The sequence below is a fragment of the Aeromonas sp. NJAU223 genome (assembly GCF_051125555.1).
In the GTDB taxonomy this organism is placed as follows: Bacteria; Pseudomonadota; Gammaproteobacteria; order Enterobacterales; family Aeromonadaceae; genus Aeromonas; species Aeromonas veronii_G.
In genome coordinates this window covers 4,082,955-4,099,254 of sequence record NZ_CP144204.1, presented here as the reverse complement: position 1 = coordinate 4,099,254, position 16,300 = coordinate 4,082,955, and the positions used below count along the sequence as shown (strand labels likewise).

Genomic DNA, 16,300 nt, shown 5'->3' with positions numbered 1-16,300 from the left:
TCTTGGGGCGATGCGCCTCAGTCGGTTGCCGAGCCGGTGGGGACCGCCGAGCTGCTGGCTTCGCGAGTGTCGCTGGCACTGCTGGCGGGGTTCGCCGGAGCAGGCTTGTCCACGCCGCCCTGGCCGGTTTTCAGCGGTTTTGCTGGCTCCCCCAGACTCGTGGGGAGGGGCAGGCAGGGCTGGCTCGCCCCCAGGGTGCTCAGGGCCTCGCAGGGAATGGGGCCACCGATGACGATGGGTTCGCCGAGGAACTTGGGGCCCTTGTCCAGTACATAGAGATCGAGCAGCCCCATCAGGCGGGCGCCCACTTCACGCACCCGGGTGCGAATGCCCTGATAGGCGCTGGGATCCAGGGCGTTGAAGCCGACGGCCTCGATGCCGAAGTGGCGGGCGATGAAGATGGCGCGTTCGTTGTGGAAGGCCTGGGAGACCACGGTGAAGCGGGACTGGCCGAACACCTCCTTGGCCCGCACGACGGAGTCCAGGGTGCGAAAACCCGCGTAGTCGCTGTAGATGGCGCTGGCGGGGATGCCCGCCTGGATCAGGGCGCGCCGCATCTGGCGCGGCTCGTTGTACTGCACGGTGGCGTTGTCGCCGGAGACCAGGATGTAGTCCACCTTGCCGTTGTTGTAGAGCTCGGCCGCGGCCTTGATCCGGTATTTGAAGTAGTGATTCGGGCTGCCCCCGATCAGGTATTTGGAGGTGCCAAGCACCACGGCGACCCGGTTGTAGGGCACGGCATCGACGTCGTCATAGGTGTAGTGACGGGCGTCCGAGACGGTCCATTCGCTGTAGCCCAGCAGTGCGGCGACAAAGGCCAGCAGCAGGCAGAGAACGGCGAGCAGGATCTTGGCAAACTTCTTCATGCGCGGCGCGATTCGGGTCTGAAGTAAGGGATGACAAGGAGCCATTCTATTACAACTTGGGCGCTGGCGTCAGGCTTGATGGCCCCGAAGGGTGTCACTCGGGCAGAGACTGTCGCTGGGGGGGGGCTGGGCGGGAGGATTCAGGGGCGACATGGCCGCCCCTGTGATGGCAAGGAGGGAACTCAGTGGGCTGAATCGTTGCCCTGGCAGGCTTCGGACTCCTTGTTGGCCGCCCACCAGGGCAGCAGCTCGTCGGCCAGCCATGACTGGTAGGCCTCGCTGTCGCTGGCGATGAGCGTGTCCAGCTCGCCTTCGAAGGCACTCATGGCCTGGGCCTGATCCGGGCCGCGCAGGGCCTGGGCCATGGCCAGCCAGCTGCCGCCGCGTCCGGTCTCGTTCAGGAAGCGGTGCACCGTATAGGACCAGGAGTAGACCATCTCACCCCCCTTGTCGTAATCGAGGTGCAGGATCTCGGCGAGGCTGGGGCGCTCGCCCGCCGGACGGGCGCTGACGTTGTCCAGACCGCGGGCGAAGCACTGACCGTGGGCGATGAACTCCGCCAGCCCTTCCGACCACCAGGTAGTGCGGTTGAGGGGGTAGTGACCGAAGCTGCCGTACTGGTTGAAGCGGCCATCCAGATAGTGGACGTACTCGTGGCGCAGGTTCCACACCTGGAAGGCGGGGCGTTTCCACTCCGCCTCGTAGGCGAAGAAACGGGCCTGGTTGCCCGGGCGCGCCGGATCCCCCTCGAGGTAGATGCCGCCGTTGTCGGTGGAAACGCCGCCAAACAGAGCGCTGCCGTAGCGTTTCCAGTCGGCGGAAGAGTCGAAGATCACCAGTTCCAGGGCCTCGTTGAGGTCATCCGCCACCGGCTGGCCGCCGGTCTCCATCTGCTGGTGGAACTGCTGCTCCTCGGCCCCCAGCTCGCGGCAGATCCCCTCGGCCTGGCTCATGGTCAGCTCCTGGGCCCGCAGGCGCAGGGTGGGGGAGCAGGTGTGCTCGAATGGCAGCACGTCTTCAACCCGCACCGGGGTGCAGAGCCCGGCGAAATCACCGCTGATGCAGGCCTCGCTGGTGCGATCCGTGTAGGTCAGGTAGTAGGTGGAGAGGGTCAGCGACATCTCTTCCAGCAGATCCGGGCTCTGAGGTCCCCCAGGGATCAGGCCGTGGTGGCGGATCTGGGCGATGACGGCCTCATCCAGCCCCTTGCGATAGGTCTCGGCCTCGTCCGGGCGGGTGTAGCGCACCACCCGGTAGAGGCGGGTGTAGGCATCCAGCACGTTGTTGAGCAGGAAGAGATCCGGGCCGTCCCGCCCTTGCCACAGGGCCAGCTCGCTCATGCCGATGGCACGCAGCTGCTTGCGCAGTTCCTCGTCCTGCTGGCGGAAGTCGGCGGCGAAGGGGGCCGCGTAGTCGCTGGCAAAGTCGATGAAGTTGAGCAGATCGAACAGGCCGGTCGCCCAGGGATGGCGGCCGTTGATCTCGCCGGCGTGATGGGTGCTGTAGGCCAGCATCTGGTTGAACTGGCCGAGCAGGGTGCCGAACCGGCTCTGCACCGCCGGGCTCCTGAACTGGCCGTGCAGGGCGATGCTCCAGGCACCGATGACGCCCCCCACCTCATCGCTCGCCTGCTCGGGATAGAGCAGGGGATGGGCCCCGAGGGCGGTCAGCGCCTCGGCCAGGGCTTCGGCGGCGGCGGGGCCATCCTCCCTGTGCTTGCCGTAGTTGTGATAGTTGTGGGCGCGCACGTACTCCAGCAGCAGCTTCATGGCCGGGTGGGCCGGCTGGTTGGCCGCCAGCAGGCTCTGGATGCCGCGGGAGACCGCCAGCAGCTTGGCGTCGTTGTGGCCATAGTTCTCCTGCCACACGGGGGCGGGCTGGCCGCTGGCATCCTGCACTATCCTGGCCGCGTCGGCGTCCAGCAGATCCGTGCCCGGTAGTTCGGGTTCGGAGCAGGCACGGCCATCGGCACGGCGGCAGTCGAGCTGTTCCTCCTTGCTGGCCAGTATGATGGGACGATTGAGAGTCCGGCTCTCCTGCCATTCGGTCGTCTCTGGCAAGGCCTGCCACTCGCTCCCCCCGACCGGGTATTGATAGCCGGTATCTTTGAGCATCACCTGCACCTCGCTGCCGGCGAGCAGAGTCTGGCGGCAGATACGGTAGCTGATGATCCTGGTGCCCTCTGTGCGGGTTTGGGGTTCGTCGCACTCCTGCTGGGCCTTGGCCTCCTCCAGCAACCAGCTGTATTGGCGCCAGACGTGCAGTTCACGCACCTGGCTGGCGGCCTGGCTGCCAGCCACGGGTTGCAGGCGGAAGAAGATCTGCTCGAGCCGGCCATCCCGCTCGTTGGGGGTTTCCTCCAGCACGCTCAGCTGTTGCCACTCCCGGGGGTGATACTGCCATGTCTGTTCGGTACAGCGGCCATCGTTGCCGAGTTCACAGCGATCCAGCTCCTGTTCGCTGTGACCGAGGACGATCCGCTCCGCCAGTGGCAGGCTATCTTGGCGCGGGGCGGTCGGTGTCCCCGCCAGGGGCTCCCAGCGACCCTGCTTCAGGCCATAGCCGAAGTCATAGCTGCTGGCAGGGATCGCCTTGCCCACCGGCACCACCTGCTCGCAACTGAGGTAGCGGATCTGCCAGCCCTGCTCGACCCTGACCCTGGGTTCGCTACACTGCCGCTCGGCCAGGGGGGCGAGGTCGGTTGTCTGCCAGTCGAAGCGGCGGTAGACCCGCAGCCGCTGATAGGGGGCGCCGCTGTCGCGGGCGTTCAACTCGTAGGTGACTTCGGTGAGGCGATCCCCCAGCTGGCGGCTGGTCTCGCCGTCCAGTTGGTAGTGCCGCCAGTCGGTGCTGTAGTTGGCCAGCGCCGAGGTGGCGAGCAGGCTTGGGGCTGCCAACAACAGCAGCCGGGTACCCAGGTAGTTCATGTTGATCCCTTTGGTGGATGGATGGGCGTGGGGGACTAGGGAGGGTATTGGGTGCCAAAGGAATATCAATTGGCCAGCTGGGCCGGGGCAATCATGCCTTTCACATGCAAGATGGCAAAGTCAGTCCCATTGGGAGCCATATCGATAGCAAGGGCTTAGCCCTATATGGGGGTAGGCAGCGGGGGCATGGGGGGAACAGGGGCGAGGGTCCGCCCCTGGCGGGTCAGCTCGAGGCGGCCAGGGCGGCGAGCCGGGTGCGGGAGGGTTTGAGGTTGCCGCCGAGATCCGGCCAGGGCAGCCAGCGATCCGGCACCATGAAGCCGGGCAATGACGCTCTGATCCAGGCGCTCATCTCGGCGACGTCGATGGCTTCCTGGTGCCAGTCGATAAAGGCGGCGGGGCGCTGGCCCCACTGCTCGTCCGGGATGGGGACGACCAGGGCCTGGGCCACGGCGGGGTGATCCACCAGCCGCTGCTCGATGGCCTCTGGCTGGATGTTCTCGCCGCCCGAGATGAAGAGATTGTCGAGTCGCCCCTCCACCACGAGCGCACCGTCCGGGGTGAAATGGCCCTTGTCCCGGGTGTGGAACCACCCCTCGGCGTCCAGCGGCAGCGCCAGCCCGCCCGCCTGGAAGTAGCCGACAAACAGGGTGGCACCGCGCACGCAGATCTCCCCCTGCCGGATGCAGATCTCCCGCCCGGGCAGGGGGTGGCCCACCACCCCGGCGCCGGCGGGCTGGCCGGTGCAGACCTGGCTACCCATCTCCGACAACCCGTAGCTCACCTTGGGGGTCAGCCCCAGGGATGCGAGTCGGTTCACCAGGGGCTCCGGGATGGCGGCGCCGCCGAGCAGCAGCTCCCGCAACCGGGTGCGGGCGGGATCGAAGCCTTGGGCCAGCAGGCGCCAGAGCTGGGTCGGTACCAGGGAGAGGTGGGTGATGGGTTGGCGCTCCAACCGATCCTTGAGGGGCTGGCTGCGATCGTCCAGCACCAGCGCGGCCCCCGCCAGGAAGACCCGGAACAGGATGGCGTAGCCGCCGACGTGAAACAGCGGCAATGACAACAGCCAGCCGCACGCCTCATCCAGGGGAATGAGGGTGCTTGAGCCCCTGGCCGAGGCGAGATGGTTGGCGAGACGATGCACCACCGCCTTGGGCATGCCGCTCGATCCCGAGGTGAGGATCATGTTGCTCTGCCGCTCGGGAATCAGCAGCAGCGGCTTGTTCCCTACCTCCAGCTCAGCCTCGAAATCCAGCGTCAGCCCTTGCCAGGGGCCATGTGGGATCTCGCTCGCCGACCAGAAGGCGGCGACCGCGAGCTGGCTTGCCAGCTCGGCCTGTCGGCTGAGGGGGAAGGCGGGGTTGAGAGGGCAGAAGACGATCTGACTGCGAATGCAGGCCCAGGCCAACAGAACATCTGCCTCGGCACCGCGCACCACGGCGGCCAACCTGTCGCCGGCCCGTAAGCCAGCAGATGCCAACTGCTCGCAGAGGGCGTTGAGCCTCAGATCCAGCTGTCGGTAGCAAAGCGGCCGTTCCAGCGACGTGGCGGCGTGGATGGCGATCCGCTCCGGGGCCAGCTGGGCCCAGTGGCGTACCGGGCAGGGCTCGGTGGCCTGCCCGGCGGGGGACTGGGCCTCAGTCACGGTGAAACAGGGGTTTGAGCTGTGCCAGATCGGGGTGGCCCTGCTTGTCCAGCAGATCCCCGGTCAGCCAGCGACGGGTATCCAGACCCGGCGCCTGATCCGGTGCCCACTCCCCGGCGAGGCGGGCGAGCTGGCCGAGACCGACGCCGGATTCGAAGCAGGAGGAGACGATAACCTTGAGTCTCAGCTCCCGGGCACGGGCCACCAGGGCCTCGCTGTTGGCGAGGCTGCCCAGCAGCATGGGTTTGAGCACCAGGGCCTTGAGTTGGGGGATGGGCTGCCAGGCTTCCCCCTGGCTCAGCAGTTCGTCCAGTGCCACCGGCATGTTGGTGCGGGCGGCCACGAAGGCGATGTCATCGAAGCGGGCGCAGGGATCTTCCAGGTATTCGATCCGGTTCGCGTCCAGGTGGCCGCAGAAGGCCCAGGCCTCCTCGCGGGTCCAGCCCTGGTTCGCATCCAGCACCAGCTTGAGATTGGGGCGTCTGTCCAGCAGCAGGCGGATCAGCGCGAGTTCATCCCGCATGGGGTAGCGGGCCACCTTCAGCTTGGCCTTGATAGGGGTCTCGTGCAGCCACAGCTTCCAGTTCTTGAGCAGCTCCTGGGGAGAGCCCTGAATGAGGGGATAGGGGTCGGGCAAGGTGGCGGTCTGTTCAGGCCACTGACGCCGGGCACAGTCCAGGCCAAATTGCACCGAGGGCAGGCGGGGGGCCATGGCTTCACCCCTCGCCAGCTGTGTCAGACAGGCGATGGCCTCGGTCTGGGCCTCGGCCAGGGTCTCTTTGGAGAAACCGGGCAGGGGGGCGATTTCCCCCCAGCCGTCGTCGATGCGCACCAGCAAGCCCTCGCGCGCCGCCTCCACCTTGCCGTGAAAGGTCAGAGGCTGGATAAAAGGCAGATGGTAGCGATAGAGGGCGAGTGTCATCAGGGGTTCCGCTTGTATTTGGAGAAGTCGGGACGGCGTTTCTCGTTGAACGCGTTGCGCCCTTCCTGACCCTCTTCGGTCATGTAGAACAGCATGGTGGCATTGCCCGCCAGCTCCTGCAAGCCGGCCTGACCATCGCAATCGGCGTTCAGGGCCGCCTTCAGGCAGCGCAGGGCCATGGGGCTGTTCTGCAGCATCTCGCGGCACCAGCGCACGGTTTCGCGCTCGAGCTCAGGCAAAGGCACCACGGTGTTGACCAGACCCATGTCGAGGGCTTGCTGGGCATCGTACATGCGGCACAGGAACCAGATCTCGCGGGCCTTCTTCTGGCCGACGATGCGGGCCATGTAGGAGGCACCCCAGCCGCCGTCGAAGGAGCCGACTTTCGGGCCGGTCTGGCCGAACTGGGCGTTGTCCGCGGCTATGGTCAGGTCACACATCATGTGCAGCACGTGGCCGCCACCGACCGCGTAGCCCGCCACCATGGCCACCACGGGCTTGGGACAGGTGCGGATGTCGCGCTGGAAGTCCAGCACGTTGAGGTGGTGGGTGCCTTCGTCATCCCGGTATCCACCGTAGTCGCCCCGGATCTTCTGGTCGCCACCGGCGCAGAACGCCTTCTCGCCGAAGCCGGTGAGGATGATGGTGCCGACCTGATCGTCGTAGCGTGCATCGGCCAGGGCCTGCAGCATCTCCTTGACGGTGCGGGGGCGGAAGGCGTTACGCACCTGGGGACGGTTGATGGTGATCTTGGCAATGCCATCCTGGGACTTGTGATAGAGGATGTCCTCGTAACCGGCAGAGCAATCCTGCCATTCGATAGGAGCGTAGAGTTCCGCTTCCGTCATTGCTTCAATCATGTGCACTCTCTTGTGGTTGGTCGGCCCGCAGGGGCAGGCCGGAATGGATCGGGGCCGGACAGGTGGTCGGCTCAGGTGCTGCCTAGCCAGTCACGCAGGCAGGCGGCGAAGCGTTCGGGTTGGTCGGCGTGCAGATTGTGGCCGCCATCCAGCGCCAAGTGATTGATATTGCAACCCTGCTCCACCAGCTGGCAAGCCAGGCGGTGGAATTTTTGATCCCGGTTGCCGGAGATCCAGGTCAAGGGCAAGCCCGTGGATGCCAGCCAGGGGGCGAGTTCCGGCTGCTTGCCCAGCGACGTGGCCCGCAGCATGGCGGCCACCGCCCGGCCATCATTGCCAAGGCGCCTGGCCAGCTGTCGCGCCCGTCCATCCTCGTCGAGATCCGCGAACACCGGCTGGCGATACCAGTCTGCCAGCACTTCGGCCAGGGGCTCGTGCTCGAAGCGACTGGCCCATTCCTCATCGTGGCGGAGGCGGGCGGCCCGCTCGCCGCTTGGCAGCCCGGGATGGCAGTTTTCCAGCAGCAGGGCCTGCAGCCCCGCAGGGGAGTGGCTGGCGTGATAGAGCGCCAGCCGCCCGCCGAGGGAATAACCCGCCAGCCGGTAGTGGCGGATGCCGCGGGTTTCGAGTTCGCCGCTGAGCCAGGCGTTGGCCTCGTCAAAACCGTCCACCCGCAAATGCTGGTTGCGGCCATAGCCCGGCAGATCCAGTGCGTGGCATTCGATCCCGGGCAGGGCGTCGATCACATCCTGCCAGTCGTGGCCATCGCCGAGCAGGCCGTGCAGCAGTACCAGCGGCAGCCCACGACTCTCTGGATTAGAGGCCACGGATGGCGTTCCCCAGTGCTTTCAGATCCTCGGCCACTTCCTGGCTCGGTACCTTGATTTCAATCAGCGTTACGCCTTTTTCCAGGGCGGTGGCGTAGACCTGCTCGAATTCGGCCAGCGAGGTGGGGGCCCGATAGGCGAGGCCGAACATGGCGGCGGCGTGCTCGAAATGCAGACCGTGGGGCAGGCAGTAATAGGTCTCCAGCAGTTGATCCTGGGTCGGCACCGGCAGCAGGCGGAAGATGCTGCCGCCGTCGTTGTTGAGCAGCACCACCACCAGGGGTTGGCTCCCCTTGCGAAGCAGGGCCAGGCTGTTGAGATCGTGCAGGGCGCTCAAGTCTCCGAGCAGCAGGGTGGTGGGCTCATCGCTGCCCTGCTCGACCGATTGCGCGAAGCCGTAGGCCGTGGCGATGAGGCCGTCGATGCCGGAGGCGCCGCGGTTGGTCATCACCCGGCGGGGCCCCTTGCCGGTTTCGCCCAGCATGTCCATCAGCCGGGCGGGCATGCTGTTGCCGACAAACAGCTGGCCCCGGATCAGCTGATTCAGACGGTGGCAGACCCCGAGCTCGGAGAAGCGATCGCAGGCGGCGCGGATCAGCTGGCTGGCCCCTTGCTGGTGTTCTGCCAGCCGGTGCCAGGGTCGTTGCGCCTGCGCCGCAGGGAGCGGGTGAGCGGCGACGAAGGCGGCGGGTTCGCACAGCAGGCGGCGGCGCAGCCGGTAATCGGGATCGAGGCGCGCCGGCTGCGGGTCTACCAGCCAGTAATCCTGCCAGGAGTGCTGCCTGATGAACTGGCCGAGGCGCTTGGAGACGAGGCGGGCGCCAAATTGCAGCAGCACCTCGGCGCGGGCCAGTTCACCCGCGAAGTCGCCATTTTGCAGGGCGAGATCCACGTGGATGTGGTTGCGTTCATCGAAACGGATCTGGCTCTGCAGATCCGCCAGCAATGGCCAGCCGAGGCGCTCTGCCAGCTCGGCCACCGCCTCGCCCTGCGCCGGATCCTGGATGCGGCCGGCGACGATGACGCCGCGCTTGCCCGTCAGCGCCGTCCAGTCGGCCTGGGGAGGGCAAGCCTGCTCCCCCATCAGCCAGGGACTCCAGGGTTCACCGGAGTTCAGCCAGTCCCCCAACGGCGCCAGATAGTCGCCAAACTCCTGATAGTGCTCACCCGGGTAGAGGGGTTCGGGGTACATGCAGTTGAGATGCACCGGCCCCGGGGTGCGCGCCTGTTGGGCCAGAGCCTGATCCACCGAGCTCAGCACGAAGGCGGCAGGAATGGTCTGGGTGGGGCTCGGCAGGTTGAGCTGATAGACGGGGTAGTGGCCGAAGATCCCCTGCTGATTGATGGCCTGGTTGGCCCCATTGTCGATGAGCTCGGGAGGCCGGTCGGCGGAGAGAATGATGAGGGGCACGCCGGTCAGCTGGGACTCGGCCACCGCGGGCCAGAGGTTGGCCACTGCGGTGCCCGAGGTCATGATCACCGCCACCGGTCGCCCCGTCCCCTTGGCGAGCCCGAGGGCCATGAAGCCCAGACCCCGCTCGTCGAAATGCAGGTGGCGACGAAAACCCTCATGGGCGGCGGCGGCCATGGTCAGCGGCGCGGAGCGGGAGCCGGAGGCCAGGGCAATATCCCGCACGCCGAGACGATGGAGCTCCTCCAGCAGGAGGGAAGACCAGACGTGGTTGAAGGTGGCGTGTTGAGTGGCAAAGGCTGGGCGCGCGGACATGAGGCTCTCGCAGTGAGGAAACGATGGAAAACGCTATCCCAGCAGGGAGAGCACGTTGGCTATCTTGTTGTCGAGTTCGGCCCACTCGGCGACGGGTTCGGATCCCGCCACTATGCCAGCCCCGGCGTATAGGCGGAGGGTCTGCCCCTGTACCAGGGCACTGCGGATGGCGACGGCGAACTCGGAGGTCTCCCGGCTCAGCATGCCACAGGCGCCGGCATACCAGCCCCTGTCATAGGGCTCGTATTCGCGCAGAAAGGCCAGCGCCGATTCGCGCGGTGCACCGCCCACCGCCGGAGTGGGGTGCAGGGCCTCCAGCAGTTGCCAGTCACAGACCTCGGGGTGGAGGTCGGCCTCGATGTCGCACTTGAGGTGCTGCAAGAGTCGCAGCTTGAGGATCCGTGGCTCGGTCAGGCTGGTGTGGCTGGTGAGGGGGGCCAGGCGGTTCAGGATATCCGCATGAACCAGTCTGTTTTCCAGCCGGTTCTTGCTGTCGGCCAGCAGCTCCGCCGCCAGCCGCTCATCGGTGGCTGCATCCCCGGAGCGGCGAATGGTGCCCGCCAGCGCTTCGGTCAGCAGGTGGCGCCCCTCGCGGCGATAGAGACGCTCGGGGGAGCAGGAGATGAAGGCCTGGGCCGGGGTGAATTGGAAGCCGAAGTGGAAGCACTCCTGGGCATGGCCTGCCCACTGGGCCAGCAGGGACCAGGGAGAGAGGGGCGACAGGTCGGCATCGCACTGATCCAGCCGACTCTCCCGCGAGAGCACCACCTTGGGGGTGTGGGCCTGGGCCGCCGGGCTGGTGACGGCGCCGACCAGCTGCTGCCACAGGGCGGGCGACGGGCAATCCTGCCGCCGCCACTCCCGCTTGTGCAGCGCGGGCAGGGGGGATTCCGGCAACAGGGCATCGAGGGCGGCTTGCGCGCTTTGCAACTCGGCATCGAAGGCGGCGGTCTCAGCCCGTGCGGGCAGCCAGAGGTTCAGGCAGAGGCTGACGCACTCGCCCCGGCGTACCAGTTCGATGCGCGGCAGCACGAAGCGGCAGGGGCCAAATCCCGGCCAGCCGGGTTGATCGGGATCGAACGCCAGGCCGCCATAATAGCGGGGGCTGTCGTCACTGCCGGCGTCGATGCTGTCACAGACCTGGCGGATATCCCGGGGGCGGGTCAGTTCATGGATGCAGCCGAGGGCCACATATTCGGGGCTTTCGGGGCCGCGGGCCTGCCAATAGATTCGGGGATAGAGGGTTTGCGCCGCCAGCCAGCCCAGGAAGGATTGCACCGGTGCCGCCACGCGCAACCGCACGAAGCCGCTGACATTGCTGTGACGCAGGGCGTCCAGTTGTTGCTTGATATGGGTCTGAGCCAACATGGATGTCTTGTCTGAGCCGGATAATGGCGATCGCTCCGAGGGGAGGATGGCGCAGGTTGATGCCAAAGGGCGATGATTTCCTATATATTATCTGCCCATTCTTCCATGTAAATTGCCCGAGGGAGCTCAAAGCGTTCCCACGGGGCCAAGTATACCGAAATCCGGTTCGATAACCCTTAACACGATCAATATCTGATTGTTTGGCCATCACAATATGACAAATACCTTCTCTGTTTGGCTGTTGGCGGCGCGTTTGCGAACACTGCCGCTCGCCTGTTCCTCCATCTTGCTGGGGTCGGGGCTGGCCGCCAGCCGGGGTGCCTTCGACGGCACCATCATGGGGCTCTCCCTGTTGACCGCCATCCTGCTGCAGATCCTCTCCAACCTGGCCAACGACTATGGGGATGCAGTCTCCGGCGCCGACAACGGCGAACGGATCGGCCCCCAGCGTGCCGTGGTGTCCGGTCTCATCACCCGCAAGCAGATGTGCGTGGCCATGGGGATGACGGCGCTGGCGGCCATCGTCAGCGGTCTCGCCCTGCTGGCCTGTGCCTTCGGCGAGGCCTGGCAGCAGATATTGCTGTTCATCCTGTTGGGAGGGGCGGCCATCGTTGCCGCCATCACCTACACGGTGGGCAAGACCCCCTACGGCTATCGCGGTTTCGGCGACATCTCGGTATTCCTGTTCTTCGGCCTGCTGGGAGTGCTCGGCTCCTACTACCTGTTCACCCATACCTTGCAGTGGGATCTGCTGCTGCCCGCCACCGCCTGCGGCCTGCTGGCGACCGCCGTGCTCAACATCAACAACGTGCGGGACATCGAAACCGATGCCGCCAGCGGCAAGATAACCCTGGCGGTGCGCCTCGGCCGCAACCGCGCCATCGCCTACCACTGGGCCCTGCTCGGGGCGGCAGTGCTGGCCACCGTCGCCTTCCTGCTGACGCAGAACGCCGGTCTCTGGCCCTGGATCTTCCTGCCCGCCCTGAAGCCCCTCACCGACGCCGCCCGCACCCTGCGGCTGAGCTTCGATGGGGAAGTGTTGACCGGCGCCCTCAAGAAGACCGCCATCAGCGCCTTCCTCTACAGCCTGCTGCTTTCCACCGGTCTCGCCCTCTCCTGAGGGGAGATGACAGGTATGAGGCCCCGCGAGGGGCCTTTTTTGTGGCCGCTGCCGCCGCTTTTCTCAATTCATTCAGCCATGTCCGGATGGTCGCCTCCGGCCGCCCGTGATCCGGTCGGCAATATTGAGAAATTATGCCGATGGCAGGCCGAGTTGTGACGGGCCCCGATTGTGGCACTCCTCGGATTGCTATAGAGATGTAACCGTATCTGACTGCTTGTGTAAAAAATCCATGGAAGGAGCACAAAATGGACAAGTTGGGAAAACATCTGGGATGGGGGTTACTGGCACTGGCCGGCGCCTGCTCCCTTGGCTACATCGCCCTCAACCGGGGTGAACAGATCAACGCACTCTGGATTGTGGTGGCGGCGGTGTGTGTCTATCTCATCGCCTATCGCTATTACGGTCTGTTTATCGCCAAGCGGGTGCTGGCGGTGGACAGCACCCGCATGACCCCGGCGGTGCGTCACAACGATGGTCTGGACTATGTGCCGACCGACAAGAAGGTGCTGTTTGGCCACCACTTTGCCGCCATCGCCGGCGCCGGCCCCTTGGTGGGCCCCGTGCTGGCGGCCCAGATGGGCTATCTGCCCGGCATGCTCTGGCTATTGGCCGGGGTGGTGCTGGCGGGGGCGGTGCAGGATTTCATGGTGCTGTTCGTCTCCACCCGTCGGGACGGCCGCTCCCTCGGCGAGCTGATCAAGTCGGAGATGGGGCCGACGGCCGGGGTCATCGCCCTGATTGCCACCTTCATGATCATGGTGATCATCCTGGCGGTGCTGGCGATGATAGTGGTCAAGGCGCTGGCTCACAGCCCCTGGGGCACCTACACGGTGGCCTTCACCATACCGCTTGCCGTCTTCATGGGGATCTACACCCGCTACCTGAGGCCGGGGCGCATCGGTGAAGTCTCCATCATCGGCCTGGTGTGCCTCATCTTCGCCATCGTCTCCGGTGGCTGGGTGGCCGAGAGCGAGACCTGGGCCCCCTACTTCGATTTCGACGGGGTGCAACTGACCTGGATGCTGGTGGGCTACGGCTTCGTCGCCTCCGTGCTGCCGGTCTGGCTGCTGCTGGCACCGCGCGACTACCTCTCCACCTTCCTCAAGATCGGCACCATCGTGGGTCTGGCCATCGGCATACTGGTGACCCAACCGACCCTGCAGATGCCGGCGCTGACCCAGTTCGTGGACGGTACTGGCCCGGTCTGGGCCGGGGATCTCTTCCCCTTCCTGTTCATCACCATCGCCTGTGGCGCCGTCTCCGGCTTCCACGCCCTCATCTCCTCCGGCACGACACCGAAGATGCTGGCCAACGAGAACCAGGCCTGCTTCATCGGCTACGGCGGCATGCTGATGGAGTCCTTTGTCGCCATCATGGCCCTGGTCTCCGCCTGCGTCATCGATCCGGGTGTCTACTTCGCCATGAACAGCCCGATGGCGGTGCTGGCACCGGCGGGCACTGCCGACGTGGTGGTTTCCGCCGCCGCCGTGGTGAGCGGCTGGGGCTTCCAGATCACCCCGGAGACCCTGACCCGTATCGCCAGCGAAGTGGGGGAGCAGAGCATCATCGCCCGGGCGGGCGGTGCCCCGACCCTGGCGGTGGGCATGGCCTACATACTGCACGGCGCCCTCGGCGGCTTGATGAACGTCGCCTTCTGGTATCACTTCGCCATCCTGTTCGAGGCGCTGTTCATCCTCACCGCGGTGGATGCAGGCACCCGGGCCGCGCGCTTCATGCTGCAGGATCTGATGGGGGTTATTTCTCCATCCCTGAAACGCACCGACTCTCTGCCGGCCAACCTGCTGGCCACCGCCCTGTGCGTACTGGCCTGGGGCTACTTCCTCCATCAGGGTGTGGTGGATCCGCTTGGTGGCATCAACACCCTGTGGCCGCTGTTTGGCATCGCCAACCAGATGCTGGCGGGGATGGCACTGATGCTCTGCGCGGTGGTACTGGTGAAGATGAAGCGCCAGGCCTACGCCTGGGTCGCCCTGCTGCCCACCAGCTGGCTGCTCATCTGCACCCTGTCGGCGGGCTGGGAGAAGACCTTCAGCGATAATCCCAAGCTCGGCTTCCTGGCCATCGCCAACAAGTTCCAGGCCATGATCGACAGTGGCACCATTCCGGCCCAGTACACCGAATCCCAGCTGGCCCAGCTGGTGTTCAACAACCGGCTGGACGCGGGGCTGACCCTGTTCTTCATGGCGGTGGTGGTGATCCTCGCCTTCTTCTCCCTGAAGACGGCCATGAAGGCGCTGCACGATCCGCAGCCGACCGCCAACGAGACCCCGTATCAGCCGATGCCGGCGGGCAAGGGTGCATCCTCCAAGTCGGATGATAACGGCGATCTGGCCCCCAGCCTCAAGTAAGTGACTCCACAAACCGGCACCCCGGTGCCGGTTTGTGGGCAAGCGGTTCAAGGAGCAACCATGTTCGATACCCTGGCCAAGGCGGGCAAATACCTGGGGCAGACCGCCAGACTCATGGTGGGGGTGCCCGATTACGACAATTACGTGCAGCACATGCGGCTGACCCACCCGGATCAGACCCCCATGAGCCACGACGAGTTCTTCCGCGAACGCCAGGATGCCCGCTATGGCGGCAAGAATGGCGGGCGCTGCTGCTAATCCTTTTGCTGTAGGATCCTTGCCATGACCCAGGCTGTAGCGGTCACCCTTGATTGGACGGTTTTCTCGGCGTGGCTGGGAGCGGCCACTCATCCCTTCCCCACAGGACTTCCATCATGACGCAAGTTGTAGCCGTCACGTTGCTGACCGGTTTTCTCGGCGCCGGCAAGACCACCCTGCTCAACCACTATCTGCGCCACCACGCAGATGCCTCGGTGGCCATCCTCGAGAACGAGTTCGGCGCCGCCAATATCGACGGCACCTTGCTGGAGGGGGGCGCCGGGGTCAGCGTGGTGGAGCTCAGCAACGGCTGCGTCTGTTGCAGCGTGCGGGGCGAATTCAGCGCCGCTCTGAGCGATCTGCTGGCCCGGCGGGCGGCGGGAGAACTTTACTTCGAGCGGCTGATCGTCGAGACCACGGGGTTCGCCGATCCCGCCCCCATCATCCAGACCTTCTTCGTGGAGGAGGGGTTGCGGGACGCCCTGCGCCTCGACGCCGTGGTGACCCTGGCGGACTGTGAGCACATCGGTCGCCAGCTGGACGAGCATCCGGTGGCGGCGGCCCAGCTCGGCTTTGCCGACCGTATCCTGCTCACCAAGACGGACAGGGTGGATGAGGTGGCGCGGGCAGCCGCCATCACCCGCATCCACGGGATCAATCCCAGGGCCGAGATCCTCGACATCGTGCAAGGGGAGTGCCCGGCGGCGCTCTGGCTGGATCTGGACGCCTTTACCCTGAGCGATGAACTCACCCTGAGTGCGGGCCTGCGCATCGTGCGGGGGGGAGGCCAGGGCTTTGAGGCCTTCTCGCCCCTTTCGGCCCGACCCCGCTCCTGGCACGATGCCATCGCGGCCCATCTGTTCGAGGGGGGCGAGCTGGATTTGAAGCGGGCAGGCGCCTTCATGGACGCCTGTGTCGAGCAGCACGGCAATGACATGCTGCGCTACAAGGGGGTGCTGGCCATCGCAGGGGAGCCGCGCCGTCTCATCGTGCAGGGGGTGCACAGGGTGGTGGGCTTCGACTATGGCTCCCCCTGGGGAGAAGAAGAGGCGCCGCATTCGCGGCTGGTGATCATCGGCCGTTACCTGCCCATCGATACACTGCGAGCCGGTTTTGTCGAGGCAGGGCACTGAGGAGATAGATGGATGCGCGCGTCGCTGAGAGAGAAGATGCTCCGGGTCTGCCAGCAGAAGATCGCCCAGAAAGGGGAGGGTGTCGGCGTCTCCTTCTACGCCTTCTTTGCCAACAAGAATGAGGATCCGGCGCTACTGATGGAGGCGGCGACCAGGTGGATCCAGACTCACCGACTGGACCATTTCGAGAAGGCCAGCAAGATCATCCGCCTGGTTGAAGCAGAGTAACCGGGTGGGATAAAAACGATAAGGGCTCCTGATGGGAGCCCTTTCTTT

At 65.7% G+C, this 16,300-nt stretch carries 13 protein-coding genes; 5 read left to right on the top strand and 8 right to left on the bottom strand.

All coding sequences use genetic code 11. From position 1 onward, the window contains the following. Window positions 1–17: 17 nt before the first annotated feature. From VZC39_RS18855 to VZC39_RS18820, 8 genes are all read right to left on the bottom strand, one after another. Window positions 18–911 carry a SanA/YdcF family protein gene (locus VZC39_RS18855; RefSeq protein WP_434664486.1) on the bottom strand — a complete coding sequence of 298 codons (894 nt, stop codon included), beginning with the start codon at window positions 909–911 and terminating at the stop codon, window positions 18–20. Window positions 912–1,048: 137 nt separating this feature from the next. Then, a complete protein-coding gene (locus tag VZC39_RS18850) occupies window positions 1,049–3,793 on the bottom strand; it encodes a collagenase (RefSeq protein ID WP_434664484.1) in 2,745 nt (914 codons plus the stop codon). Window positions 3,794–4,016: 223 nt separating this feature from the next. Then, the gene (locus VZC39_RS18845) at window positions 4,017–5,438 is read right to left on the bottom strand and encodes an AMP-binding protein (protein WP_434664483.1); all 1,422 of its coding nucleotides are present in this window, start codon (window positions 5,436–5,438) and stop codon (window positions 4,017–4,019) included. Continuing rightward, window positions 5,431–6,360, bottom strand: coding sequence for an o-succinylbenzoate synthase (gene menC / locus VZC39_RS18840; protein WP_349919918.1), 930 nt, complete (start codon window positions 6,358–6,360; stop codon window positions 5,431–5,433). The genes VZC39_RS18845 and menC overlap by 8 nt, the downstream gene beginning before the upstream one ends. After that, entirely contained in the window at window positions 6,360–7,220 is an 861-nt protein-coding gene (gene menB / locus VZC39_RS18835; protein ID WP_434664480.1) for a 1,4-dihydroxy-2-naphthoyl-CoA synthase, read from the bottom strand. Before menB ends, menC begins: the two co-directional genes overlap by 1 nt. A gap of 71 nt (window positions 7,221–7,291) precedes the next feature. Continuing rightward, window positions 7,292–8,047 (bottom strand): 2-succinyl-6-hydroxy-2,4-cyclohexadiene-1-carboxylate synthase, encoded by a 756-nt coding sequence (gene menH / locus VZC39_RS18830; RefSeq protein WP_434664479.1) that lies wholly within the window; start codon window positions 8,045–8,047, stop codon window positions 7,292–7,294. Beyond that, entirely contained in the window at window positions 8,037–9,773 is a 1,737-nt protein-coding gene (gene menD / locus VZC39_RS18825; RefSeq protein ID WP_434664478.1) for a 2-succinyl-5-enolpyruvyl-6-hydroxy-3-cyclohexene-1-carboxylic-acid synthase, read from the bottom strand. The genes menH and menD overlap by 11 nt, the downstream gene beginning before the upstream one ends. 33 nt (window positions 9,774–9,806) lie before the next feature. Then, window positions 9,807–11,141 (bottom strand): isochorismate synthase, encoded by a 1,335-nt coding sequence (locus tag VZC39_RS18820; RefSeq protein WP_349919912.1) that lies wholly within the window; start codon window positions 11,139–11,141, stop codon window positions 9,807–9,809. 214 nt (window positions 11,142–11,355) lie between these two features. On the opposite strand from VZC39_RS18820, the gene VZC39_RS18815 reads away from it, so the two are divergent. The 5 genes from VZC39_RS18815 (at window position 11,356) to VZC39_RS18795 (ending at window position 16,252) form a co-directional block, all read left to right on the top strand. Continuing rightward, a complete protein-coding gene (locus tag VZC39_RS18815; RefSeq protein ID WP_349919911.1) occupies window positions 11,356–12,261 on the top strand; it encodes a 1,4-dihydroxy-2-naphthoate polyprenyltransferase in 906 nt (301 codons plus the stop codon). Between the two features lie 248 nt (window positions 12,262–12,509). Then, on the top strand, window positions 12,510–14,633 hold the full coding sequence (gene cstA, locus VZC39_RS18810) for a pyruvate/proton symporter CstA (RefSeq protein ID WP_434664475.1): 2,124 nt from the start codon (window positions 12,510–12,512) through the stop codon (window positions 14,631–14,633). 60 nt (window positions 14,634–14,693) lie between these two features. Continuing rightward, a complete protein-coding gene (locus VZC39_RS18805; RefSeq protein ID WP_290019660.1) occupies window positions 14,694–14,891 on the top strand; it encodes a YbdD/YjiX family protein in 198 nt (65 codons plus the stop codon). A 116-nt stretch (window positions 14,892–15,007) separates the two neighbouring features. Continuing rightward, window positions 15,008–16,024 (top strand): CobW family GTP-binding protein, encoded by a 1,017-nt coding sequence (locus VZC39_RS18800; RefSeq protein ID WP_434664474.1) that lies wholly within the window; start codon window positions 15,008–15,010, stop codon window positions 16,022–16,024. A 12-nt stretch (window positions 16,025–16,036) separates the two neighbouring features. Then, the gene (locus VZC39_RS18795; protein ID WP_434664473.1) at window positions 16,037–16,252 is read left to right on the top strand and encodes a DUF6500 family protein; all 216 of its coding nucleotides are present in this window, start codon (window positions 16,037–16,039) and stop codon (window positions 16,250–16,252) included. The last annotated feature ends 48 nt before the right edge of the window (window positions 16,253–16,300 follow it).